This is a genomic window from Nonomuraea sp. NPDC049709, from assembly GCF_040674815.1.
Classification (GTDB): domain Bacteria; phylum Actinomycetota; class Actinomycetes; order Streptosporangiales; family Streptosporangiaceae; genus Nonomuraea.
Genome location: NZ_JBFANM010000008.1, coordinates 129,211 through 152,631 on the forward strand (window position 1 = coordinate 129,211; position 23,421 = coordinate 152,631).

Genomic DNA, 23,421 nt, shown 5'->3' on the forward strand with positions numbered 1-23,421 from the left:
TCATGACGCTGGTGCTGTCTTGACTGGTGCCCTCACTTCGGTCGGTCACTCTCCGGATCATCACGTCTGCGGGGCAGGGCGGCCACGTCGGGCGGGAGCGGCGGCATGCCCGCCGCCAGGCACATCAGGTCGCACCAGGCGGCGACATGGCCGGAGAGATCCTCCTGCGCGGGTGACCATGAGGCCCGCAGTTCGAGCTCGGTCGTGACCGGGTCGTCGGCCTTGTTGCCGAAGCCCTCGGACACGGCTCTTGTCACCGTACCGCCAGCGGCGGAGTAGTCGGCCTGATGCGCCTCCAGAGCCTCGGTCAGCCAGCTCCAGGCGACGGGCCCGAGCAGCGGGTCGGAGGTGATCTCCGGCTCCATGTCGGCCCGGACGTAGGCCACCAGCCGGAACGGGCCCTCCCAGCCCCGCTGGCCCTCGGGGTCGTAGAGCAGGATCAGCCGGCCGACCGCGAGCTCGTCGTCGTCGCGGTAGACCGACGCGCCGATGGCGGCCGCGTAGGGGGCCAGCCGCTGCGGCGCGGGCAGGTCCTCGAGCTCGATCTCCGGCCTGACCTCGGTCCGCCGCAGGCTCTCCGCCGCGCGGGTGAACGCGGCGGGCGGCGGTGGCTGGTCACCGAGTGTCATAGCCGAAGCGTAGGTCGAAGACGGGCGGAAGGGGACCACGGGGGTGCTCATCCTTCGTGATCAAGCCGCTGCCGTAACAAGCTGGCGAACCGGGCGGGTGGACTCCGCGGCGCCGAGCAGGATCGCGTGGCCGCAGTCGGCGCAGGCCCACTCGGGGCACTCGCCCGGTTCGTGACCGTCGAGGCACGGCGGCTGCTCGAACGGCCGCTCACCGGCGCAGGAAGGGCAGTGCTCACTGCGGCGCTCTGGGGAACTCCACAACGCGGTCATCGCACGAGTCATCGAACCGGGGCCTTTCTTCGGGTCGTGGCTCCGACGTTGGCACGAGCCGCTGACAATTCCCCGCAACGCGCTCGGCGTGTCCCGAAAGTGGTCGCTGAATCGATGCCGCGCGGTGGCTTGGGGAACATTTGGCCCAGTCGAGACCGGCTCTCTGGGCGGGCATGGGGTGTGTTCGACCCGTGTGCGCTGCCGATGCCGAGCAGACCGGTAAACCTTCATCTGGCTATCTGATCATGATTTGGGGTGTCCAATGCATCTTTTTCCGACACCTCGCACCGGTGTCATGACCGGCCCCCCTGCATGGCACCCTGGTGTGGTGAACCTCGCCGACTCAGCGTTCCTGCGTGCCTGCCGCCGCCAGCCCGTCCCGCACACCCCTGTCTGGTACATGCGACAGGCCGGGCGGTCACTGCCGGAATACCTGAAGGTCCGCGAGGGTGTGCCGATGCTCACGGCGTGCGCGACACCCGACCTGATCGTCGAGATCACCATGCAGCCGGTCCGCCGCTACGGCGTCGACGCGGCCGTCTTCTTCAGCGACATCGTGGTCCCGCTCAAGGCCATCGGCATCGACCTCGACATCAAGCCGGGCGTCGGCCCGGTCGTGGCCGACCCGATCCGCGACGCCAAGGGCCTCGACGCGCTGCGCCCGCTGGAGCCCGGCGACGTGCCCTACGTCACCGAGTCCATCAGGGCGCTGACCGGCGAGCTCGGCGGCACCCCGCTGATCGGCTTCGCCGGCGCGCCGTTCACGCTCGGCTCCTACCTGATCGAGGGCGGCCCGTCGAAGAACCACGACCGCACCAAGGCCATGATGTACGGCGCCCCCGAGCTGTGGCACTCGCTGATGGAGCGGCTGTCGGACATCGTCCTTGAGCACCTGCGCATCCAGATCGCGGCCGGGGCCTCGGCCGTGCAGCTCTTCGACTCGTGGGTGGGGGCGGTGGCGCCGGACGACTACCGCGAGTTCATCCTGCCCCACACCCGCCGCATCTTCGAGGCTGTCGAGGGCGTGCCCCGGATCCACTTCGGCGTGGGCACCGGCGAGCTGCTCGGGGTGCTCGGCGAGGCCGGGGCCGACGTGGTGGGCGTGGACTGGCGGGTCCCGCTCGACGAGGCGGCCCGCCGGGTCGGCCCGGGCAGGGCGCTGCAGGGCAACCTGGACCCGGCGATCCTGCTGGCGCCGTGGGAGGTCGTCGAGCGCAAGGCCCGCGAGGTGCTGCGCCGGGGCGAGGCGGCCGAGGGTCACGTGTTCAACCTGGGGCACGGCGTGCTCCCCTCGACCGACCCCGACCAGCTCAAGCGCCTGACCGACCTGGTCCACGAGCACGGCCGCGCGAGCTGAGCGGCCCCGCTGCTAGGCGGTCGTGGCCGGTTGCGTGCCAGGCTGCGCCGGAGGCGGGCCGGGCGGCGTCGGACGGGGCGGAGGTGACGGGCGCCTGCGGCGGTTCCGGCGTACGAGCCAGACGAACAGCACGATCAGCGGCGAGGAGAAGACCAGCCACGGCAGCAGCGCCCCGATCACGGTGAGCGTCACCTTCGTGAACGAGACCAGCGCCTGCCAGCCGGCCTTCAGCCCGCCGAAGAAGCCGGCCGGCTCCTCGGCCGGGTCCTCGACCACGGCGACCGGCCCCACCAGCCGCAGCGTCAGCGTGGCCATGGCGACCTGCGTGGCCAGCTCCTTCTGCTGCGCCTGCAACGACTCCAGATCGGACTCCCGGGCCGAGATCTCCCGCTCGACCTCCAGCACGTGCCCGATCGTGTCGGCCTTCTTCAGCAGCGCGCGCAGCGACTCCAGGGACTGCTGCGCCGACCTCAGCCGGCTCTCCACGTCGGCCACCTTCAGGGTGACGTCCTGGGTGCCCTGGTTCATCGACAGCTGCTTGCCCAGATCCTTGCCGAGCCGCCCCAGCATCTCCGAGTATTTCGGGGGCGGGATCTTGAAGACCAGCGTGGCGGTGTCCCGGGTGTCGCTGGCCGAGTTGGTCTCCTCCCGCGACAGGTAGCCGCCGGCCGCGGTGACGATCTGCTTGGCCTGCTGCACGGCCGTGCTCACCTGCTTGGCGCGTACGGTCATGGTCCCGGTGTAGATGACCTGCCGCTCCTGCTGGGTGACCTTGACGTTCGCGACGATGCCGTCCTTGCCCCGCGACAACTGCTCCTTCTGGACGCTCTCCTCGCGGGCGGCGCCGCCGGTCTGGGCGGCCGGCGCGTCGGCCGACTCTGACCTGCTGGCCATGGAGCCGCCCCCGCCGCAGCCGGTGAGTAACAAGGCCGCGCAGGCCCCCGAGAGCGCGATGCCGTACCGGAATCTGGTCATGCCCATATGACGGCCCCAGGATTGTGCCGGTTTGATGGGATGGATCACGGTCCGGTCACATGCCCCGAACTGCTGCCCGCCCCGCTGAGGCGGTAGCGTCAGGAGGCGTGGAAGGGAAACGGGCGCACGTGGTCGTCGTCGGCGCGGGGATCTCCGGCCTCGCCGCCGCGTGGTATCTCCGCCAGGGCGCGGGCGAGCAGGTCAAGGTGACGGTCCTCGAGGGCTCGCCGCGCATCGGTGGCAAGCTGTACACCTCGGAGGTCGCCGGGGTGAGCGTCGACGCGGGCGCCGAGGCCATGCTGGCCAGGCGGCCCGAGGGCAAAGACCTGGCCAGGGCGGTCGGGCTCGGCGACGACCTGGTCTTCCCCGGCACCGCGCGCTCGGCCGTCTACACCAGGGGCACGCTGCGCCACCTGCCGAAGGGGCAGGTCATGGGCGTGCCCTCCGACCTGACCGAGCTGGCGAAGTCGGGGATCATCTCGCCCGGCGGCCTGCTGCGCGTGCCGCTCGACCAGATCCTGCCGCCGACGCTCGTGCGCACCGACGTGTCCGTGGCCGCCTACATCCGCGCCAGGATGGGCGCCGAGATCGTGGACCGGCTGGTCGAGCCGCTGCTCGGCGGCGTCTACGCGGGCCGGGCCGACATGTTGTCGCTGGAGGCCACGATGCCGCGCGTGGCGGCGGTGGCACGCTCCGAGCGCTCGCTGCTGAGCGCGGCCAGGCACCTCGTCGAGGAGACCCCGAAGGACGCCGGGCCGCTCTTCACGGCGCCGAAGAACGGTGTCGGCGGCCTGCCCGAGGCGGTCGCCAAGGCGTCGGGAGCGGACGTCAGGACCGGCGTCACCGTACGCGAGCTGCACCGCACCGAGGCCGGCTGGCGGCTGATCGCCGGGCCCGTGCCGAAACCCGAGGTCATCGAGGCGGACGCGGTGATCGTGGCCACGCCGGGGCCCGCCTCCGCCAGGCTGCTCAAGGCCGAGGCGCCCAAGGCGGCGAGCGAGCTGGCCCGGATCCAGTACGCGAGCATGGCCGTCGTCACGCTGGCGTACCCGCTCGACGCCTTCCCCGAGCCGCCGGCCACCAGCGGCTACCTGGTGCCGCCGGTGGAGCGGCGGCCGGTCAAGGCGGTCACGTTCAGCTCGGTGAAGTGGCCCCACCTGACCAAGGAGCTGGTGATCCTGCGCTGCTCGATCGGCCGGCTGGGCGAGGAGCACCTGCTCCAGCGCGAGGACGCGGAGCTGGTCTCGCTGGCCATGGCCGAGATGGCCGACGTGATGGGCGCGCGCGGCCTGCCGGTCGACAGCCGGGTCACCCGCTGGGGCGGAGGGTTGCCGCAGTACAACGTGGGCCACCTCGACCGGGTGGCCAGGGTGCGCGCCGCCGTGGCCGTGCAGCCGGGGCTGGCCGTGTGCGGCGCGGCCTACGACGGCATCGGGATCCCCGCGTGCATCGGCACGGCCCGCACGGCCGCCGCCCGGATTCTGGACCACCTGGCTCTGAGAGGAGAATGAGCAGCATGACAGAGGGCGCTGCGCGGCCGAAGGCCCGCGATCTCAACCAGGTGATCCGTTACACGATGTGGTCGGTCTTCCAGGTGACCGAGCCGTGCCCGGGCAACCGCGACGACCTGGCGGCGGAGGTTCAGGAGCTGCTCGACCAGGTGGCCGGGAAGGACGTCGTGACCAGGGGGGTCTACGACGTCGCCGGGTTCCGGGCCGACGCCGACCTCATGTTCTGGTGGCACGCTCCCACGCCGGAGGACCTCCAGGACGTCTATGCCAGGTTCCGGCGCACCGAGCTGGGCCGGCACACCAGGCCGGTCTGGTCGGCGATGGCGCTGCACCGGCCGGCCGAGTTCAACAAGTCGCACGTCCCGGCCTTCCTCGCCGAGGAGGAGCCGCGGGCCTACGTGAGCGTCTACCCGTTCGTCCGCTCCCTTGAGTGGTATCTGCTGGAGGACTCCGAGCGGCGGGCGATGCTGGCCGAGCACGGCCGGATGGCGCGCGACTATCCCGACGTGCGGGCCAACACCGTGGCCTGCTTCTCGCTCAACGACTACGAGTGGATGCTGGCGTTCGAGGCCGACGAGCTGCACCGGATCGTCGACCTCATGCGTACGCTCCGGGGGGCGCAGGCCCGGCGGCACACCCGGGTGGAGATCCCGTTCTACACCGGGGCCCGCAAGCCCGTTCAGGAGCTGGTCGCCGCCCTGCCGTAGCCTTCGTCCGGCCGCGGCCCGGTGGCGACCCTCACGAAAGGGCCCCGCCGCGCGCCTGGAGCACCGCGCGGCCGCGCGGCGACTCGGGGAAGCGGGCGAGCATGGCGCGCAGTTCGGCGGCGTCGACGTTCGCGCCGAACGGCTCGGTTCCCGGCTCCATGCGCACACCCTCGGCGAGCGGCCCGGCGGTCACCGGGTCGAAGCCGAGCGCGTCCACGATCGAGGCGACGGTCTTCACGTCGCCGGGGTCGTCGCCGGCGACGGCGATCGCGCGGCGGCCAGGGGTGCCCGCGGGACGGGCGCCGTCCTCGAGGTCGTGGTAGCCCATGTGGTTGAAGGCCTTGACCACCCGGGCCCCGGACAGGAACTCCTGGACGATCTCGCTGGAGGACACGCGCGGATCGGTGAGGTCGTCGCGCACGCCGTCGACCTCCCACCAGTAGTTCATCGCGTCGATCACGAGCTTGCCCCGCAGCGCCTCCGCCGGGACGTTGCGGTGCTTGCCGAGCGGCAGGGCGAGCACGGCCACGTCCGCCTGGGTCGCCGCCTCCGCCGCGGTCACCGGGATCGCGCCCGGCGTGACGACCTCGACGATGAGGGCGATCCGCGCGGGGTCGCCGGAGCCCGCGACGAGCACGTGATAGCCGGCCGCGAGAGCCAGGCGGGCCAGGACGGTGCCGACCTTGCCGGCGCCGAGGATGCCGATGGTACGGACGTCGTCGGTGTTCATGACCGCTCCGGGGTGCTGGTGTACCGCATTCTCGTCACCGGCCCTCGGCGAGCATGTCGCGGACCATCGGGATCACCTTGCCGCCGTACAGCTCGACGGCCTTCAGCCGGGCTCCGGTGGACTGCGGACCGGCGCTGTAGATGAGGTCGAACCGCCCGACGCCGAGGCGGCGGATGGCTCGGGCCATCTTGCGGGCGACGGTCTCGGGTGAGCCGATGTACAGGGAGCCGTGCTCGATCTCGCCCTCGAACTCGGCGCGGCGTACCGGCGGCCAGCCGCGCAACGCTCCGATCCGGTCGCGGATCAGCTTGAAGCCCGGCCAGAACCTCTCCTTGGCCTCCTCGTCGGTGTCCGCGACGAAGCCCGGTGAGTGCATCCCGACGGGGTGCGCCGTCGTGCCGAACTGGTCCGCGGCCCGCCGGTAGAGGTCCATGTGCGGGGCGAACCGGTCGGGGGCGCCGCCGATGATCGCCAGCATGAGCGGCAGCCCGTAGCGGGCGGTGCGGACGACCGACTGGGGCGAGCCGCCGACGCCGACCCACGTGCTCAGGCGCCCCGACTCGGTCCTGGGGAAGACGTCGGCGTTCTCGAGCGGGGCGCGTACGGTGCCGCTCCAGGTGACGGGCCGCTCGTCGAGCAGCTTGACGAAGAGCTCGATCTTCTCCTCGAACAACACGTCGTAGTCCGCCAGATCGTAGCCGAACAGCGGGAACGACTCCGTGAAGGAGCCGCGTCCGAGGATCACCTCGGCGCGGCCGCTCGAGAGCGCGTCGACGGTGGCGAAGCGCTGGAACACCCGGACCGGGTCGTCCGAGCTCAGCACCGTCACGCCGGAGGCGAGGCGGATGCGGGAGGTGCGCGTCGCGATGCCGGCGAGCACGGTCTCCGGGGTGGAGATCGAATATTCGGGGCGGTGGTGCTCGCCCAGGGCGATCACGTCGACGCCGAGCTCGTCGGCGATCAGCGCCTCGTCGAGGACCTGGCGGATCGCCGCGGCGTGGGAAACGGGGACTCCGGCGGCGTCCTCCGGCACGTCGCCGAAGGTGTCCAGCCCGAAGGTGATGTCGGTCATGGGGGTCTCTTTCGAGGGTGTCGTGAGTTGTCGGGTGTCAGGCTCGGACCGGTTCGTCGAAGCGGCTCAGCCGCAGGTCAGCGATCGCGGCGGGGAGCACCGGGGCGGCGGGGTCGCCGGGCTCCCCGAACGGGTTGAGCCCCACCTCGAAGCGGGTGGGTTCGATCCTGCCGACGGTCACGATTCCTCCTGTTCCGACCGCGGACGTTGCGTCCTGTCACCCGATCGGAGATGATTGACATGTCAATTATGTTGCGGAAGTCATTGACATGTCAATTACTCGTGAATGGAGGGACGGCCGTGACGCAGCGCAGGCGACAGTTGCCGACGAGCGAGGAGCTACGGATCTGGCGGGACTTCATCGAGACCACCGAATCCCTGCGCTCGGAGCTGGCCGCACGTCTCCAGAGCGATTCGTCCATGTCGCCGGGCGACTACGCCGTCCTGCTCGCGCTGAGCGACGCGGACGGACGCGGGCTGCGTTCCTCCGAACTCGCCGCGACGATCGGCTGGGAGCGCAGCCGCCTGTCCCACCACCTCGGACGCATGGAACGGCGCGGGCTGGTGCGGCGCGAGAACTGCGCCACCGACAGCCGGGGGGCGGAGATCGTCCTCACCGCCGAAGGCGCCGACGCCTTCCGCAAGGCATCCATCCCGCACCTTCGCGCCATCCGCGAGCTCTTCGTCGACGCGCTGTCCCCCGACCAGATCGCCGCGGCCGGCGACCTGGCCGCCACGCTGCGGAGCCGCCTCGACAAGGCGCGCGAACAGCCCAGGGCCCGCCCTCCGCGCGTCGAGGTGAATGAGGACTCATGAGGTCGCGTCCCGGACCAGGGTGACGTCATACCCCCGCCTCCCGGGCCGCGGTGACCACAGCGCGCAGGTGGTCGACGAGTCCGATGCCGGTGACACCTTGGCAGGCGTCTTATGCGTCCTGGGCGGCCGATCCTTCGGGGCGGCTCGCCGCCTTACCGTCCGCGGCCTGCGGAATGGCGGCCAGGGGGAGGCGCAGGACGAACCGCGCGCCGGTGAAACTGTCCTCGATCTGGAGAGTGCCGCCGTGCGCCTGGGCGATCTGGCGGGCGATCGGCAGCCCCAGCCCGGTCCCGCCGGCTCCTCTGTCGCGGGCGGTGTCCAGGCGGGCGAAGCACTGGAAGACCAGTTCACGCTTGTCCACGTCGATGCCGGCCCCGTCGTCGAGCACCTCCAGCCGGGCGACGCCCTGCGGGAACCGCAAGGTGTTCGGCTTGGCTCCGTGCTCGCGGCACACGCGGACGGTGACGGTGGAGGCGGCGTGCCGCTCGGCGTTGTCGAGGAGGTTGGCGAGCAGACGGGAGAGCTGAGCCCTGTCGCCGGCCACCACCACGCCGGGCTCCAGGGCGTGGGCGTACTCCTTGTGCGCGTCGTGCCGGCTCCTGAACTCCGCGCTCGCGAACGCGGCCAGGTCGATCGGCTCGGAATCCAGGGCCTGCCTGGCTTCCAACCGGGCCATGGTCAACAGGTCGCCCACGATCGCCTCGATCCGGTCCACGCTGCCCAGCACCGTGGTGCCCAGCCTGGACACGGTGGTCTCCTCGGGCGCGTACAGGGCGTCCTCGACCTCGGCGCGGATCGCCGCGATGGGGGTGCGCAGCTCGTGCGAGGCGTTGGAGGTGAAATGGCGCTGCTGGCTCATCGCGGCGTGCAGGCGAGCCAGGGTACGGTTCACGCTGTCGGCCAGGTCGTGGATCTCGTCGCGGCTCGGCGGATGGGGGACCCGCCGGTCGGGGCAGATCTCGCTGATCAGGTCGAGCTCGTTGCGGATGGCGGCCACCGGTCTGAGGGCGGCGGTGACGATCCGGTGGCCGAGGGCGGTGATCGCCGCGGCCATCAACGCCGCGGCGCCGAGCACGGTCGCGGCCAGCCACGGGGTGACGTAGGGCGGGATCGTGGGACTCGAGCTGTAGACGATCCAGTCCTGCCCCGCCCGGTAGGCCGACTGCGCGACCACGATGTTGCAGTCGTGGCCGGGCAAGCCCCCGCCGCAGACGATGCGGGTGGCCATGGTCCTGCCGTCGGGGGTGAAGTCGGCCATCACCGGTTTGCCGCGCAGCCGCGGTGACGCGGCGACGACCGTGCCCGCGGGGTCGACGACCTGTATGTTCCGGTCGGAATGCTCGACCAGGGGGACACTGACGTCGTTGTGCTCCACCTCGTGAGCCACTCGGCCACCGTCCGCGGCGATCTCGCTCGTGCGGTCAGCCGTCACGTACCTGTGGATCGCCAGCATCACCGCTGCGCCCAGCATCGCCGACAGCAGCACCGCCACCGCGCCGGCGAAAACCGTGATGCGGGTGGTGATCGACCAATCTTGCCGAGCCTTCATGCGCCCAGTCGAGCACACACGCCGTAGCGGACGGCAAAACGCACGACTCGATTGACGGCATGATTGACGTCGATACCTCACCTGGACCTCTGATTCACGCCATTTCACGGTAAAGGTGTCCGCCGGGCCTGCCGGGTGTGCTGTCAGTCGCCGGACCGGTCCCCGGCCCCCTGGCCGGCGGGCAGGTCCCGCACCGGTAGCCGTAGCACGAACCGCGCTCCGACCGGGGAGTCCTCCACGGTGAGGGACCCGCCGTGGGCCAGGCACGTCTCCCGGCTGATGGCCAGCCCGAGCCCGCTGCCCCCCGGATCCAGGCGCTGCCCCTCCCGCAACCGGACGAAGGCGTCGAAGACGCGCTCGCGATCCTCGGGCGCGATGCCCGCACCGTCGTCCTGCACGCTCACCACGGCCTGCCCGTCCACCTCTTCGACGGTGACCTCGATGCGGGACCGGGCGTGCCGTCGCGCGTTCGCCAGCAGATTGGTCAGCACCCGGCCCAGCTGCACCCGCGAGCACAGCACGATCGGGCGGGCCGTCACCTGCAGCCGGATCGGGGTACCGCCGGAGGGCAGACCGGCCACCTCTTCCGCCACGAGGTCGGCGAGGTCGAGCGGCTGGTACGCCGTGGGGCAGGCGTCCTTGACCCGCGTGTAGGCCAGCAGATCGTCGATGATCGCCTCAAGGCGTTCCGTGCTGCGCAGCGTACGCTGCAGGGCCGCGCGCGTGTCCACCTCGTCCGGATGCAGCAGCGCCTCCTCCAGCTGGATGTGCTGCGCGGCGACCGGGGACCTCAGCTCGTGGGAGGCCAGGGAGGCGAACCGGCGCTGCGCCTTCACCGCCTTCTCCAGCCGGTCGAGGTAGATGTTGGAGGTATGGGCGAACTCGGCGATCTCGTCGTTGCCCGGCGGCGTCGGCACCCGCAGGCTCAGGTCCGTCTCCGCGGCCTCACGCATCTTCCTGCTGATCGCCCGCACCGGCTGCAGCGTCCGGCCCACCACCACCCAGGTGCTCCAGGCTGCCGTCGCGGAGGCGAACAGGACCGCGGTCGTGATGCCGGCCTCCAGATAGTGCATGGCCAGGGCGGGAGGCTCTTCCGCACCGGCGTAGATGTAGTGCGGCTCGTTGTTGAACAGCAGGCGGGCCGCGCCGGCGTCGAACCGCAGGGCCGTGACCAGAATGCACGCGCCCCCGGCCCACGAAGGGCACACCGTGATGTCCTGCATGCGGTCACCGGGGGGAGGGCGGACCATGGTCAACGGCGGCTTGTTCGCCGCGGTCGCGTTGGCCGCCACCACCCGCCCCCGGGAGTCGACGAGCTGGAGGTATCTCGCGCGGATGCTCGGCTTGGGCGGCGGGATGTAGCCGGGCCGCATCTCGCTGGTCCAGTCGACGATGGCCAGGCGCATGTCATGAGCGATCTCCTCCGCCACGCTGGTGCGGATCTTGAGGGAGATGAGAGCACCGATCGCCGTGAGGACCATCAGGAACAGCGCTCCCACGGCGAGGGCGTAGCGCACCCGGATGGAGCGCGGGTACGGCCGGCGCTGCCTGATGGCCTTCGGCCACATGCTCCCCTCCTTCTCCGCGACCCGCAGCACGTCGAGATCTGCCTGCATGGCCTGTCGGAAGAGCGATGCCCCGGGGGTGAGAATCAGTGAGTGGTTCCGGAGCCGTTGGTCTGCCGCCTGCTGCGAGCTCGGGCAGCGGATCGGTGACCGCCTAAGGGGTGGCGGTCGATCAGGTGGTCAAGGTGGTCGTGGCCGGCGTTGTGCACCCCCACGAAGGCCATACCGTCACGGTATCCGCCGGTTTCCAGTTATATGCGAATATTTGTCCTAATATGACCGGTTTTGCAGGCGGTCATGGCAGTCTCCGGGCCATTCACGGGAGCTTCCGTGGTGAGGGCGTGGGCCTGGTACGACGCCTACCGGGACAGGGCGGCGCGCAGGCGCCAGGTGCCTAGGGCGAAGAAGGCGGCGGCGAAGCAGGCCAGGACGCCGAGCTGGGGCAGGATGTCGGTGATCGTGCCGTTCCTGCGCAGCAGCTCGGCGAAGCCGTCCAGGGCCCACGCGTGCGGGGTGACGTGCGCGACCTGCCGCATCGTGTCGGGGAAGAAGTCGATGGGCACCATGGCGCCGCCGATCGCGGCCAGGCCCAGGCCGAGCAGCAGGCCGAGGGAGACCGCCTGCTGCTCGGTACGCAGCGCGGCGCCGAGGAACATCGCCGCCCCGCCGCCCACCAGCGAGAACGCCAGCAGCAGCGCGCCCGCGCCGAGCGGGTCGCCCCATCGCACCCCGAACAGCAGGCCCGATCCGAGCATGATGATCAGCCCCTGCGTCAGCGCCACCGCCACCCGTCCGGCCGCCTCGCCCAGCAGGATCGTGCCGCTCGACACCGGCGTGGCGTACATCCTGCGCGACAGCCCGAACCGCCGGGTCTCGATCAGCGCCGCCGCGCCGGTCAGCGAGGTGAGGAACGTGAACAGCAGGAGCTGCGAGGTCGCGGCGATGTCGAAGCTGGACACGTCCTGCGGCAGGGCGGCGTTGCCGGCCGTGGTGAACGAGACGGTGATGCCGGGCACGCTGACGAGCTCCGCCCGGCGCGCGAGCTCCTCGTAGGAGCCCTCGCGCACGTACGCCGCGGCCCTGGCGGGCATCGTGGCCTCGGACACCACGGACCTGACGGCGGTGCCGAGCTGCAGCGCGTCGGGGTCGTCCCGGCTCACGAAACGCAGCCTGACCGGGGTGTAGGAGGCCAGGGCGCGGTCGTAGTCCGCGGGGATGAGCAGCGCCGCGGCGAGCCGCCCGCGCTCCACCCCGTCGCGGGCCTCGGCCTCGCTGCCGACCCGCACCACCTCCATCCGTCCCGTCGCCTCCAGGGCCGCCACCAGCCTGGCGGCCTCCAGGGTCGGCACGTCGGTGACGCCCAGCCGCGGGGTGAAGCCGGAGCCGAACGACAGGCCGAACACCATGATCAGCACGATCGGGAAGATGATCACGAAGAAGAAGTTGCTCCGGTCGCGGAAGAGCCGGATCAGGTTGACCCAGGCGATCGCCGTCATGGCCGCAACATCCTTCCCGCCCGCAGCAGCGCGATCCCGGTCGTCACGACGGCGAAGCCCAGCAGCGCCAGCGTCGGCACGACGGCCAGGACCGGTGGGTTCGCGCCGTGCAGGTCGGCCAGCCCCTCAAGGAACCAGCGGTGCGGGGTGATCATGCTCAGCACCGCGAACGCACCGCCCATCTGCTGGACCGGGATGAACACGCCGCCCAGCACGCCGAGCAGCACCGCGACCACCGCCTGGACGTTCCCGGCCTGCTCGGCGGTGGTGGCCACGGTCGCCACCAGGGCCATCACCCCGGTCGCCGCCAGCACGCCCGCCACCACGAGCACCCCCACGCCGAGAGGCTCGCCCCACTGCGCGCCCAGCAGCAGGGCGGAGGCGACGACGAGCACCGCCATGCTCACCACGCCGACCACGATCCCGCCCAGCAGCTTGCCGAGGACGATCGTGTAGCGGGAGACGGGCGCGGCCAGCAGCCTGGCCAGCGTGCCGTCGCGGCGCTCGTCCAGGATCGAGCTGAAGCCGAACTGCACGGTGAAGAACAGGAAGAACACCGCCATCCCGGCCGAGAAGCTCTCCGCCAGCGACAGTTGCCGCCGCTCCGCGGCGAGGTCCTCGACGGTGACCGGCACGGGCACCCGCAGGGCCTCCTCGGGCGTGCCGCCGCCCTTGGTCGCCAGCGCCACCCGCACATAACGGACGTCGGCCACGAACGACTCGGCCACCGAGCGGGCCACGAACGAGCTGATCGCCGCGTCCGCGTCCCCGATCAGCCGCATGGACGTGGCGTGCCCGCCCAGCACGGCCTGGCTGAAGCCGCCGGGGATGACGTACGCGGCGTCCGCCTCGCCCCGTTCGAGCAGGGCCAGCGCCTCCTGCTCGGTGCCGACCGTCCTGAGCCGGATGACGCCCTCCCGCTCCAGCGTGCCGAGCACCTGCCCGGTGAAGGCTGTCGCGATCTGCCCCCGGTCCTGGTCGGCCACCGCGAACGTGGGCGTCTCCTGGGTGTCGATGCCCTTGAAGACCAGGCTGAAGATGGCCGCCAGCCCGAACGGCACCACGATCGCCAGCAGGAACACCGACTTGTCCCGGACCCGCTGGCGCAGGTCCTTGGCGGTGATGAGCCACATCGCGCGCATGTCAGTCCCGTAGCGCCTTGCCGGTGAGGTGCAGGAAGACCGACTCGAGGTTCGGCTCGTGCACCTCCACCGTGCGTACGACCACGCCTGCCTCGGTGGCCGTCGCCAGGATCCGGGGCAGCGCCGCGCGCGCGTCCTCCACCATCACCTCGACATGCCCCTCGTGGCTGCTGGTCTTGCGCACCTCGGGCAGCGCCTCGAGCTCCGGTACGGCCTGACCGCCGTCGGTCGTCAGCGAGACGCGGTCCAGCTCGCCCACCAGGCCGACCAGCTCCCTCCGGGTGCCCTCGGCCCTGATCAGACCCAGGTCGATGATGCCGATGCGGTCGCAGAGGCGTTCGGCCTCCTCCATGTAGTGCGTGGTGTAGAGGATGGCGACGCCCTCGCCGGCCAGCGCTGAGACGCTCTCCAGGATCGCGTTGCGGCTCTGCGGGTCGACGCCGACGGTGGGCTCGTCGAGGATCAGCAGGGGAGGGCGGTGCAGGAGGCCCACGCCGATGTTGAGCCGGCGTTTCATGCCGCCCGAATACTCCTTGACCGGATCCCTGGCCCGCTCGGTCAGGCCGATGACGTCGAGTACCGCGTCGATCCGGGTGCGGGCCTCGGCGCGGCCCAGGCCGTACAGGCGGGCGAAGAAGCGCAGGTTCTCGCGGGCGCTGAGGTCGGGGTAGAGGGCCAGGTCCTGGGGGACGTAGCCGATCTGCTTCTTGCCCCACGTGCTGGTGGTGCCGTGGGGGCGGCCCGAGATGAGCACGTCGCCGCCGTCGCGGTCGAGGATGCCGGCGATCATCGAGATCGTCGTGGTCTTTCCCGCGCCGTTGGGGCCGAGGAGTCCGTAGGTTTCGCCGGCTTCGATGATGAAGCTGACGTCGTCGACCGCCACGAGGTCGCCGAACGTCTTTCGTAAATTCTGACATTTCAGGATCTCGTCCTGGGCCACCCCCGCAGTTTGCTGGTCCGGATCAAGAAAGAGCAAGACCTAAGTGGACGATCCCACTGAATTGATCTATCCCCTTTGTCACAATCAGGGGAAATCTCTTGTTCGTTGGGCGTTCGCGGGGTGGCACGTTCCAAGGGCGACGGGAGGACGGGGTGGAAGAGACCGGAAGGCGACGGCGTCCGGCCGGTCGCCATGCGGCGGGCCGGACCCGGCGCGCGCGGCGCCGTAGGGCGCGGGGCCGGCTGGTGGCGGGGGTGCTGACGCTGACGGGCGGGGCCGTCGTGCTGCTCGGCGTGAACGGCTGGCCCTTCGGGGCGTCGGTGGGCTCCGGCGCCGCCCGCCAGCCCGGCACCGGGCAGGAGCGCGGGCCGGCCGAGCCGGACGCCGGCTCGGGCGCGCAGTCCGGGAAGGGTACGGGGAAGCCTGGGGCGGCCACCGGGGCCGGCGCCGAGGTGACCACCGGGGCCGAGACCAGGGAACTGCAGAGGTCCGAGTCACCGAGACCGGCGGCCACTCCGGAGGGAACGGGCGCCGCGGAGCCGGGAATGGTGGCGGGCACCACGGCCCCGTCCACGATGGCGGAGGACGTGCTGGCGGACGGCCCCGCCCCCGGGGACGGCGACGACTACCGGGCCGACGGCCCCTCCCGGCATACGGATCAGCAGGCGGCGGAGTATTTCCGGACGCAGTGGGGCCCGGACGACAAGGCGCTGAAGCGCCTCAAAGACATCCGCACAGTCGGCGGATATTTGCGCATTTACACGGATTTGCCGGACAGCGCGGACAATTCACTCACCGCCGTCACGCTCTGCGAGCGCGGCCTGGCCTACCTCCACAGCAGGGGAGTGCCGAATCCGGTGGTGTTCGTGCACTCCAAGTTCGGGGGGAACGGGAACCCGGTGCTGGCCAACATCCTCGGCCCCGGTGATCGCAGCTGCCGCGTCACCCATCCCGCCCCGAACTGATCCGGCCGTCGTGGCACGTTCCGGGTCACCGGACCCGGACCCGCGTCCTCGAGCACACTTCGCACCGTTGAGTTACGACGCGCCCGATGGTCTCGATCGTCACCCATCGGTGGCGAAGGTGTACAAAGCGCACGCGGCACTCGTACCCGTAGGACACGATCGATACGCCGCGTCGCCGCGTGATCACCCCATGGGTTCGAGCCGCAGTGACACCGAGTTGATGCAGTAACGATCGTCGGTCGGCGTCGCGTACCCCTCGCCGTGGAACACGTGCCCGAGGTGCGAGTCGCACCGGGCGCAGCGCACCTCGGTGCGCACCATCCCGTGGCTGTGGTCCTCGATCAGCTTCACCGCGTCGGAATCTGACGGCTCGAAGAAGCTCGGCCAGCCGCAGTGCGACTCGAACTTCGTGTCCGACCGGAACAACTCGGCCCCGCAGGCGCGGCACGAGTAGACCCCCTCGGCCTTGGTGTCGACGTACTCCCCCGTGAACGGGCGCTCGGTCCCGGCCTCCCTGAGGACGTGGAACTCCTCGGGCGACAGCTGGGCCCGCCATTCGGCCTCGCTCTTGACCACCTTGTCCATGCGTTCAGAATACGAGATCAGGCAAAAAGAGATCTTCGCAGGGGGAAGCATCCGTTCTGGGGCGAATTCGCGTCTTTGTAGGCATGGGGGTGTCATCGCCTCCTGCCAAGGGGTGAGATCATCCGCAGATCCCGCCGAGCGGCACAGCCCACGCCCGTGCTGGCGCCGCTGGGGGATCGCGACGGCCGGCCGGGTGGCGCGCCAGCGCCCGGAACGGCGGCGGATGGTCTGGCGGCCCGTCCCGTCGAGCCCCCGGTCCCGCCACCGAGGCGGCTCCGGGACGGGCCCACCCCGCTTGGAGTAGGTTCGAGTGCATGGCATCGCCGTACATAGAGCTCGAGGTGGGGGAGAGGACCGTCAAGGTCACCAATCCCGACAAGGTCTACTTTCCTGGGATCGGGGCTACCAAGCGGGAACTGGTCGAATACTACGTGAGCGTCGGCGAGGGGGCCCTGCGGGCGCTCAAGGACCGGCCGACCAACATCAAGCGCCACCCCGACGGCGTACAGACCGAGGCGATCTACCAGAAGCGGATGCCGCCCCGGCACCCCGACTGGCTCGAGTCCGTCACCGTCACCTTCCCCAGCGGCCGTACGGCGCAGTCCCTGCGCGTCACCGAGGTGGCGGCCATCGCCTACTGCGCCAACCTCGGCACCATCGACTTCCACCCCTGGCAGGTGCGGGCGGCCGACGTCGAGCACCCCGACGAGCTGCGTGTCGACCTCGACCCGCAGCCGGGCCTGGAGTTCGACACCGCGCGCCGGGCCGCGTTCCTGACCAGGGACGTGCTCGGCGAGCTGGGCATGACCGGCTTCGTGAAGACCTCGGGCAACCGCGGCGTGCACATCGCCGTGCGCATCGAGCCGCGCTGGGACTTCATCCAAGTACGCCACGCCGGCATCGCCCTGGCCAGGGCCGTCGAGGAGCGCGACTCCGGCCTGGTCACCACGGCCTGGTGGAAGGAGGAGCGCGGGGACCGGGTCTTCATCGACTTCAACCAGAACGCCAGGGACCGCACGGTCGCCAGCGCGTACTCGATCAGGGCCCGGCCTGAGGCGCCCGTCTCGACCCCGCTGACCTGGGACGAGCTGGAGGACGCCGACCCGCGCGACTTCGACATCCGCACGGTGCCCGCCCGCTTCGCGAAGGTGGGCGACGTGCACGCGGCCATCGACGACCGGGCCTACTCCATCGAGCCGCTCCTGGAGCTGTACGCCGAGGACGGCCGGGGCGACATGCCCTATCCGCCCAACTACCCGAAGATGCCCGGCGAGCCCAAGCGGGTCCAGCCGAGCAAGGCCAGGGCTGTGACGACGGAAGACGGGTCAAGCTGAGCCGGCGATGCGCACGGTCCTGACCCGGTTCCGGGGTTACGCCGATTCGCCCGCATCCGACGCGGGCGGTAGGCGTCCGGCGGATCAACCCGACCGCTGGAGTGTCATGCGGGGAAGGCTCCGACGATGGCCGCGATCTTGACGGCCAGGGTGATCGGCATCCAGATCAGCCAGGGCAGCAGCCAGCGGGCTGCGGAGGCTGAGTAGCGCGAGAACACCACCACCGTGGCGGCGGCGAGCAGGAGGCCGGTGGCATCGGTGACGGCGATGGAGCGCAGGCCGTCGGCCAGCCAGAAGAGGTTGGTCTGCAGGTAGCCGGCGATCAGCACGGTCAGGGGTACGGTGACGTCGCTTCCGCGGGGTGCCCGGCGCCAGAGCTGCCATGCCGCGATCCCCATGCCGGTCTTGATCACGAGCCAGACCACGATGAAGACCCACACGGGTATGGGGATCCTGGTCATCCCGAGATCGGTAGCGACGTCGGGGTTGAGCGTGAAGGCGAGTGCGCCCGGGATCTGCCCGATCAGCACGGGCGCGAGGACGAAGAGGAGCCCGACCGGCCAGAAACGGGAGCGGGCTGAGGCGATCTCGGGGTGGTGCGCGTTGGCCGAGGCGTTCATCGGGGTTCCTTCCGGCTGCCGGCGGGCGCTCCGCCGGCGAGCTTGGCGAGCAGAGCGTGCAGGGTCTCCCGCTCCTCGGGCGTCAGCGGGCCGAAGAACTCGCCCGAGATGCGTTCGCTGACCTGCTCGGCATGCCGGATCTTCTGCACGCCGGCCGGCAGGAGGTGCACCTCCACCGCACGCCGGTCGCGCGGGTGGGGGCGCCGCTCCGCCAGACCCATGGCCTCCAGCTCGTTGACCAGTGTGACCATCACGGGCTTGAACACGCTCAGCCGTTCGCTGAGCCGTGACTGGACCAGCGGGCCGCTCTGGAGCTGCGTCAGCACGCCGAGGTGGAGCGCCTTGAGCCCCATCTCGGACAGCGCCTTCTCGTACTGCTCACCGGCTCTGGCCGCCACCCACGACAGCAGGAAGCCGGTTGAGCGCGCCAGCTCCCTGGGAGGACCTTCGGTCCCGTCGTCCCCAGGCAAAATATCGTTATTCTTCATAACGTTATTGAGTTTAACTATATCCGGTGCGCGGCGTCAACGTCGCAGAACGTTCCAGCAGCGGCGGTCGGTGTTCGGCTGCGCGCAGCCGTCGCCGACTGGTTCGGCCCGTCGAGGAACTGCACGATGGGGGCGTCCGCCTGTCGAACGTGGAAGGATGCCGAGACGCTGCCGCTGCGCCTCCAGCAGCGCGCGGAGGCCCGCGCCTGGCCCGGGCCTGCGGCGGTCTCAGCGGCGGACGAGGTGGTGCGGGGCGAGCTCGCGCGTCTCGCCCTTCTCCAGGTAGACGACCCGGTCGGTCAGCCCCGCCTGCTCGATGTGGTGGCGGAAGTCGTCCAGGGGTGAGCTGAAGACGGTGTAGTCGTCGAAGTGCACCGGTACGACCGCGTGCGGGTTGATGAGGTCCACCCACGCGGCGCCCTGCTCGCCGTCCATGGTCACCAGCAGGGTGCCGAGCAGCCTGGTGCCGCCCAGGTGCACGATGGCCAGGTCGATGTCGGGGAAGCGGCGCGGGATCGAGTCCAGGCGGCGGTCGAGCAGCGTGTCACCGCTGATGTGCATGCACAGCTCGACCCGCTCGTCCTGGTTGCAGAACTCCAGCATCGTGCCGATCACGGGCGGCAGCAGCGCCTCCGCCGGGCCGGGGGCGTGCTTGGCGGGCAGGGCGGTGATCCGGACGGTGCCGCCCGGGCCGCGCAGCTCGTGCTGGTGCCACTCCTCCAGGCCCACGCTCTGGCGGAAGCCGCGGCGGCGCAGCCTGCGGGCCGCCGTCGTGGTCGTGATGACCGGCGTGTCCCTGTCCAGGCCCCTGCGCGTCACCCGGTCCCAGTGGTCACCGTGCATGTGTGACAGCACCACCGCGTCCAGCGGCGGCAGGTCCTCGATCTCCACGGCCGGGTCGGTGAGGCGGCGCGAGGTCAGGCCGTACCCCAGGTACGCCCGCTGGCCGCGGTGCAGGAAGTTGGGATCCGTCAGCAGCGTGAAGCCGTTGTAGCGGATCAGCGTGGTCGCGTTCCCGATGAACTGCAAGCTTCCCTTCACTTCGGCTCACCCCGGATGCGCTGACCGCGGCAGTTCAGGCCGTTGCGAATTAATCATGGCTTTTGTCCCCCTTTGCGGGGAATCCCCTACCACGGCAGGCCGTGGCCAAACCCTCCGTGTCCGGCTGGTTTCACTTCGGTCACATTACTTGACTGTCGGTCTAATAATTCGCAAGGCTCTCTTGTGTATCGGGGGGCGTCAACCGATCCTGGAGCCTTCTCATGGCAAGAGCGCGACGTCTCGCAGCGGCTGGAGCGGTGACCGCCTTCGCGGTCGCGGGCGTGAGCCTGGCGACCGGCCTGGGCACCGCCTCCGCCGCCGCTTCCGCCGGTCCGCAGGTGCCCGGCGCGGTGTCCACCTGCCTCCTCCCGCTACCGATCCTGTGCGAGGAACAGCCCGACGATTCCTGGTCGGGCGGCCACGAACCTGGCGAATCCCGGCCGGGTGCTCCCGGGCACGACGACTCCTGGTCGGACAAGCCCGTACCGGAGGATTCCTGGTCGAGCGGCCCCGCCCCGCAGGATTCCTGGTCGGGTCCGCCCGGGTCCGAGCCTCCGTGGCGGCCGGCGGGCGAGGAGGAGCACAAGGTGCCCAGGGGTCATCCGGAGACGGGCGGGGGCGGGTTGACGGCGGACGGGCCGGTGTGGCCGTTCGCGGTGGGCGGGGCGGCGCTGCTGACCGGCGCCGGCCTGGCCGGGTTCGCGGTACGCCGCCGTAAGGGCGTCGTCTAGCTTGCCCGAAACCCCGAACCCCAGCCCGACTTCGCGCCCAGCCCCGAGCCCGGCCCCGAGCGCGAGGCCGCGCCTGACCCCGGCGCAGCCACCCACCTCGCCCCCACCCCCTACCTCGGCATCCGGCCGTGGGGCATCCGGCCGTGGGGCGTCCGGCCGTGGGGCGTCCGGGCATCGGCTGATCGTGGCGGGGGCGGCGGTCGTGTCGCTGGCCGGGGTGCTGCTGATCGGGCTCGGGATCGGCGGTGTGCTCGGCGGCGACCCCGCCGCCTCGCCGGAGCCGGCGCCGTCACCCCTGCCCGCGTCCGCCGCCCCGATCACCGGCGTGCCGCTGTCCGGGGTGGCCGCCCCCATGCGCCCCGCCCGGCCCGCCGCCGTCTACATCCCCTCCATCGGCGTCGCCGCGCCCCTGATGGAGCTGGGCCTGGACGCGAACGGCGCCATCCAGAACCCGCCGTTCGACCCCCCGAACCTGGCCGGCTGGTACCGCTACGGCCCCGTGCCCGGCCAGCGCGGCGCCGCCGTGATCACCGGCCACCTGGACACCAGGACCGGCCCCGCCGTCTTCGCCCGGCTCAAGGACGTCAAGCGCGGCGACCAGGTGCAGGTGCTGCGCGCGGACCGCTCGGTGGCCGTCTTCGTCGTCGACAAGGTCGAGCACACCCCGAAACGCCGCTTCCCCGCCAAGAAGGTCTACGCCAAGCTCGCCTACCCGGGGTTGCGGCTGGTGACCTGCGGCGGGACGTTCGACCGGCGGGCGCACAGCTACGAGGACAACACGATCGTCTACGCCCATCTCGCGGCCCCGTACTACCCCGGCCGCTGATCACGGATCCTTGGGCAGGCCGAGCGCGCGTTCGGCGACGATGTTGAGCTGCACCTCCGTCGTGCCGCCGCCGATCGTGAACGCGCGGGTGGTCAGGATCATGCGGTTCCAGTAGCGGTCGGCCGGGGCGAGCGACCAGCAGAACTCCGAGATCGCCTGCGCGTGCCGCATGCCGAGCAGCTTGCGCACGCTGGAGTCGGTGCCCGCTCCGGACCCGGAGAGCTGGGAGAGGGTCGCGCGCAGCCCGAGCGCCGAGCCGGCCTGGCCCTCCGCCCACAGGCGGCCCGCCTGTTCGAGCTGCGCCTCCCGGAGCGGCGGCAGCCGGGCGATGAGCTTCACCATGTCGGTGTGCCGCGACCCCGGCCCCCAGGAGTCGCCGAGCGCGACGCGCTCGTGGGAGAGCGTGTCGCGGGCCACCCGCCAGCCCCCGTCCACCGCGCCGACGACCAGGTCGTCCGGTACGAACACGTCGTCCAGGAAGACCTCGTTGAAGATCTCGTCCCCGTTGATCTCCTTGAGCGGCCTGACGGTGACGCCAGGGGACGACATGTCCACCAGGAAGTACGAGATGCCGTCATGCTTGGGCTTCTCCGGGGAGGTCCGGGCCAGGCAGATGCCCCAATGGGCGTACTGCGCGAGGGACGTCCAGATCTTCTGGCCGGTGAGCGACCAGCCGCCCTCCACCCATACGGCCTTGGTCGAGAGCCCGGCCAGGTCCGAGCCCGCGCCCGGCTCGCTGAACAGCTGGCACCACACGATCTCGCCGGTCAACGTCCGGGGCAGGAAACGTTCCTGCTGCTCGAGGGTGCCGTACCGGACGCTGGACGGCACCGCCCAGGCCGCGATGCCCAGGTTCGGGCGGCCGAGGTCGCGCAACTCCTGGTGGATGATCACCTGCTCGAGCGGCGAGGCGCCCCGTCCCCAGGGCCGGGGGAGGTGCGGCATCATCCAGCCCTCCCGCGCCAGCCTGCCCAGCCGGGCCGCCGGCTCCTCGGCACGCAGTGACGCGGCCGCCGCCCTGACGGCGTCCCGGACGGCGGCGGCCTCCTCCGGCAGGTCCGGCTCCATCCGCCGCCGCACGCCCGCCACCGCCAGCCGGGTCACCTCACCGGCCCACGGCCCCGGATCCCCGGCCAGCATCCGGTCGGACAGGGCCCGGCGGTAGTAGCGGTGGGCGTCGTGCTCGAAGGTGTAGCCGATGCCGCCGAGCACCTGGATCGCGTCCGCCGCGCACCGCACGGCCGCGTCCGCCGCCAGCACCGCCGCCACGGCCACCGCCAGCCGGCTCTCGTCGGGCAACCCCGCGCCGCCCTCCCGGGGGTGGCTGGTCTCGTCGAGGGATCTGGCGGCGTCCCAGACGGCGGCCCGGGCCTGCTCCAGCGCCACCAGCGCCCCGGCCACCCGGTGCTTGACCCCCTGGAACTGCCCGATCGGCCGCCCGAACTGCTCGCGCACCTTGGCGTGGGCGGCCGCCGTGGCCACGGCCCACGCCGCCACCCCGCACGCGTCCGCGCCCAGCAGCACGGCGGCGAGCTCACGTACCGGGACCTCCCTGAGCATCCGTCCGGCGGGCACCGTCCGCACGGTCACGGAGCAGAGCGCCCGGTCCAGGTCGACCCCTGGGACGGGCTCGGCGGTGACGTCCCCGCGATCGAGCACGGCCCAGGCACCACCGACCGGGACCACGAAGACGTCCGCCTCCGCCGATCCGAGCGCGACGGCGGACGGTCCGCTGTCCTGGAGGAGCGCGACGGCGGCGGTGAGCGAGCCACCGGCGAGCCCGGCGATCAGCTCCGGTGCGGTGCCGGACCAGGAGAGCACCGCCGACGCCAGGACCGACGGCAGGTACGGCCCCAGGACGCGCCGCTCGCCCAGCGCCTCCAGCGCCACGCACAGCTCCAGCAGCCCGTACCCCTGCCCGCCGCGCTCCTCGGCCAGATGCAACCCCAGCAGCCCCTGCTCCGCCAGAGCGGCGTGATCGGCGTTCCGCCCGGCCAGCCCGTGCACGGAGGCCGCCAGCTCCAGGTGTTCCCCCGTCAGCCCGATTCCCATGCCTCCGAATCTAGAACGAT

The 23,421-nt window shown here is 71.3% G+C and carries 23 protein-coding genes; 8 read left to right on the forward strand and 15 right to left on the reverse strand.

Annotated features, from left to right (window positions below):
• Positions 1-32: 32 nt before the first annotated feature.
• Complete coding sequence (locus AB0J69_RS10150; RefSeq protein ID WP_364114958.1) at positions 33-629, reverse strand: DUF3000 domain-containing protein; 597 nt, start codon at positions 627-629, stop codon at positions 33-35.
• A 565-nt stretch (positions 630-1,194) separates the two neighbouring features.
• Between AB0J69_RS10150 and hemE the strand changes: the two genes are divergently transcribed.
• Positions 1,195-2,256, forward strand: a complete 1,062-nt coding sequence (gene hemE / locus AB0J69_RS10155) for a uroporphyrinogen decarboxylase (RefSeq protein WP_364114960.1) — start codon at positions 1,195-1,197, stop codon at positions 2,254-2,256.
• Between the two features lie 12 nt (positions 2,257-2,268).
• Here the strand turns inward: hemE and AB0J69_RS10160 are convergent, their stop codons facing one another.
• Entirely contained in the window at positions 2,269-3,231 is a 963-nt protein-coding gene (locus AB0J69_RS10160) for a DUF4349 domain-containing protein (protein WP_364114962.1), read from the reverse strand.
• A gap of 107 nt (positions 3,232-3,338) precedes the next feature.
• Here AB0J69_RS10160 and hemG point away from each other — a divergent pair, with 107 nt between their 5' ends.
• Together hemG and hemQ are read left to right on the forward strand one after the other, a co-directional pair.
• Positions 3,339-4,742, forward strand: coding sequence for a protoporphyrinogen oxidase (gene hemG / locus AB0J69_RS10165; protein ID WP_364114964.1), 1,404 nt, complete (start codon positions 3,339-3,341; stop codon positions 4,740-4,742).
• Positions 4,743-4,747: 5 nt separating this feature from the next.
• A complete protein-coding gene (gene hemQ / locus AB0J69_RS10170; protein ID WP_364114966.1) occupies positions 4,748-5,449 on the forward strand; it encodes a hydrogen peroxide-dependent heme synthase in 702 nt (233 codons plus the stop codon).
• A gap of 31 nt (positions 5,450-5,480) precedes the next feature.
• On the opposite strand, the gene AB0J69_RS10175 is transcribed toward hemQ, so the two are convergent.
• Genes AB0J69_RS10175 through AB0J69_RS10185 form a run of 3 tightly spaced genes read right to left on the reverse strand, consistent with a single transcriptional unit; the run spans position 5,481 to position 7,432 of the window.
• A complete protein-coding gene (locus AB0J69_RS10175) occupies positions 5,481-6,179 on the reverse strand; it encodes an NADPH-dependent F420 reductase (protein ID WP_364114968.1) in 699 nt (232 codons plus the stop codon).
• 34 nt (positions 6,180-6,213) lie between these two features.
• Entirely contained in the window at positions 6,214-7,251 is a 1,038-nt protein-coding gene (locus tag AB0J69_RS10180; protein WP_364114970.1) for an LLM class flavin-dependent oxidoreductase, read from the reverse strand.
• A 37-nt stretch (positions 7,252-7,288) separates the two neighbouring features.
• On the reverse strand, positions 7,289-7,432 hold the full coding sequence (locus tag AB0J69_RS10185; RefSeq protein ID WP_364114972.1) for a hypothetical protein: 144 nt from the start codon (positions 7,430-7,432) through the stop codon (positions 7,289-7,291).
• Positions 7,433-7,551: 119 nt separating this feature from the next.
• Between AB0J69_RS10185 and AB0J69_RS10190 the strand changes: the two genes are divergently transcribed.
• Positions 7,552-8,067 carry a MarR family transcriptional regulator gene (locus tag AB0J69_RS10190; protein ID WP_364114974.1) on the forward strand — a complete coding sequence of 172 codons (516 nt, stop codon included), beginning with the start codon at positions 7,552-7,554 and terminating at the stop codon, positions 8,065-8,067.
• A 109-nt stretch (positions 8,068-8,176) separates the two neighbouring features.
• On the opposite strand, the gene AB0J69_RS10195 is transcribed toward AB0J69_RS10190, so the two are convergent.
• The 5 genes from AB0J69_RS10195 to AB0J69_RS10215 all read right to left on the reverse strand — a co-directional run bounded on the left by AB0J69_RS10195 (position 8,177) and on the right by AB0J69_RS10215 (position 14,795).
• Positions 8,177-9,616: a HAMP domain-containing sensor histidine kinase gene (locus tag AB0J69_RS10195; protein WP_364114976.1), complete on the reverse strand. Its 1,440-nt coding sequence runs from the start codon at positions 9,614-9,616 to the stop codon at positions 8,177-8,179.
• Between the two features lie 143 nt (positions 9,617-9,759).
• A complete protein-coding gene (locus tag AB0J69_RS10200) occupies positions 9,760-11,232 on the reverse strand; it encodes a HAMP domain-containing sensor histidine kinase (protein ID WP_364114978.1) in 1,473 nt (490 codons plus the stop codon).
• Between the two features lie 308 nt (positions 11,233-11,540).
• On the reverse strand, positions 11,541-12,677 hold the full coding sequence (locus AB0J69_RS10205; protein ID WP_364114980.1) for an ABC transporter permease: 1,137 nt from the start codon (positions 12,675-12,677) through the stop codon (positions 11,541-11,543).
• Positions 12,674-13,819: an ABC transporter permease gene (locus AB0J69_RS10210; RefSeq protein WP_364114982.1), complete on the reverse strand. Its 1,146-nt coding sequence runs from the start codon at positions 13,817-13,819 to the stop codon at positions 12,674-12,676. Before AB0J69_RS10210 ends, AB0J69_RS10205 begins: the two co-directional genes overlap by 4 nt.
• A gap of 1 nt (position 13,820) precedes the next feature.
• Positions 13,821-14,795: an ABC transporter ATP-binding protein gene (locus tag AB0J69_RS10215; protein WP_364114984.1), complete on the reverse strand. Its 975-nt coding sequence runs from the start codon at positions 14,793-14,795 to the stop codon at positions 13,821-13,823.
• Positions 14,796-15,013: 218 nt separating this feature from the next.
• Between AB0J69_RS10215 and AB0J69_RS10220 the strand changes: the two genes are divergently transcribed.
• The gene (locus tag AB0J69_RS10220; RefSeq protein ID WP_364114986.1) at positions 15,014-15,724 is read left to right on the forward strand and encodes a hypothetical protein; all 711 of its coding nucleotides are present in this window, start codon (positions 15,014-15,016) and stop codon (positions 15,722-15,724) included.
• 183 nt (positions 15,725-15,907) lie between these two features.
• Here AB0J69_RS10220 and msrB read toward each other — a convergent pair whose 3' ends face one another.
• Complete coding sequence (gene msrB, locus AB0J69_RS10225) at positions 15,908-16,309, reverse strand: peptide-methionine (R)-S-oxide reductase MsrB (protein ID WP_364114988.1); 402 nt, start codon at positions 16,307-16,309, stop codon at positions 15,908-15,910.
• A gap of 314 nt (positions 16,310-16,623) precedes the next feature.
• On the opposite strand from msrB, the gene ligD reads away from it, so the two are divergent.
• Positions 16,624-17,643 (forward strand): non-homologous end-joining DNA ligase, encoded by a 1,020-nt coding sequence (gene ligD, locus AB0J69_RS10230; protein ID WP_364114990.1) that lies wholly within the window; start codon positions 16,624-16,626, stop codon positions 17,641-17,643.
• Between the two features lie 104 nt (positions 17,644-17,747).
• Here the strand turns inward: ligD and AB0J69_RS10235 are convergent, their stop codons facing one another.
• The 3 genes from AB0J69_RS10235 to AB0J69_RS10245 form a co-directional block, all read right to left on the reverse strand.
• A complete protein-coding gene (locus AB0J69_RS10235) occupies positions 17,748-18,263 on the reverse strand; it encodes a tryptophan-rich sensory protein (RefSeq protein ID WP_364114992.1) in 516 nt (171 codons plus the stop codon).
• On the reverse strand, positions 18,260-18,751 hold the full coding sequence (locus AB0J69_RS10240) for a MarR family transcriptional regulator (protein ID WP_364114994.1): 492 nt from the start codon (positions 18,749-18,751) through the stop codon (positions 18,260-18,262). The genes AB0J69_RS10235 and AB0J69_RS10240 overlap by 4 nt, the downstream gene beginning before the upstream one ends.
• Positions 18,752-18,979: 228 nt before the next feature.
• Entirely contained in the window at positions 18,980-19,792 is an 813-nt protein-coding gene (locus AB0J69_RS10245) for an MBL fold metallo-hydrolase (protein ID WP_364114996.1), read from the reverse strand.
• Positions 19,793-20,049: 257 nt separating this feature from the next.
• Here AB0J69_RS10245 and AB0J69_RS10250 point away from each other — a divergent pair, with 257 nt between their 5' ends.
• A complete protein-coding gene (locus AB0J69_RS10250) occupies positions 20,050-20,523 on the forward strand; it encodes a hypothetical protein (RefSeq protein ID WP_364114998.1) in 474 nt (157 codons plus the stop codon).
• 184 nt (positions 20,524-20,707) lie between these two features.
• Entirely contained in the window at positions 20,708-21,349 is a 642-nt protein-coding gene (locus tag AB0J69_RS10255; protein ID WP_364115000.1) for a class F sortase, read from the forward strand.
• Here the strand turns inward: AB0J69_RS10255 and AB0J69_RS10260 are convergent, their stop codons facing one another.
• Entirely contained in the window at positions 21,350-23,401 is a 2,052-nt protein-coding gene (locus AB0J69_RS10260; RefSeq protein ID WP_364115002.1) for an acyl-CoA dehydrogenase, read from the reverse strand.
• Positions 23,402-23,421: the final 20 nt, after the last annotated feature.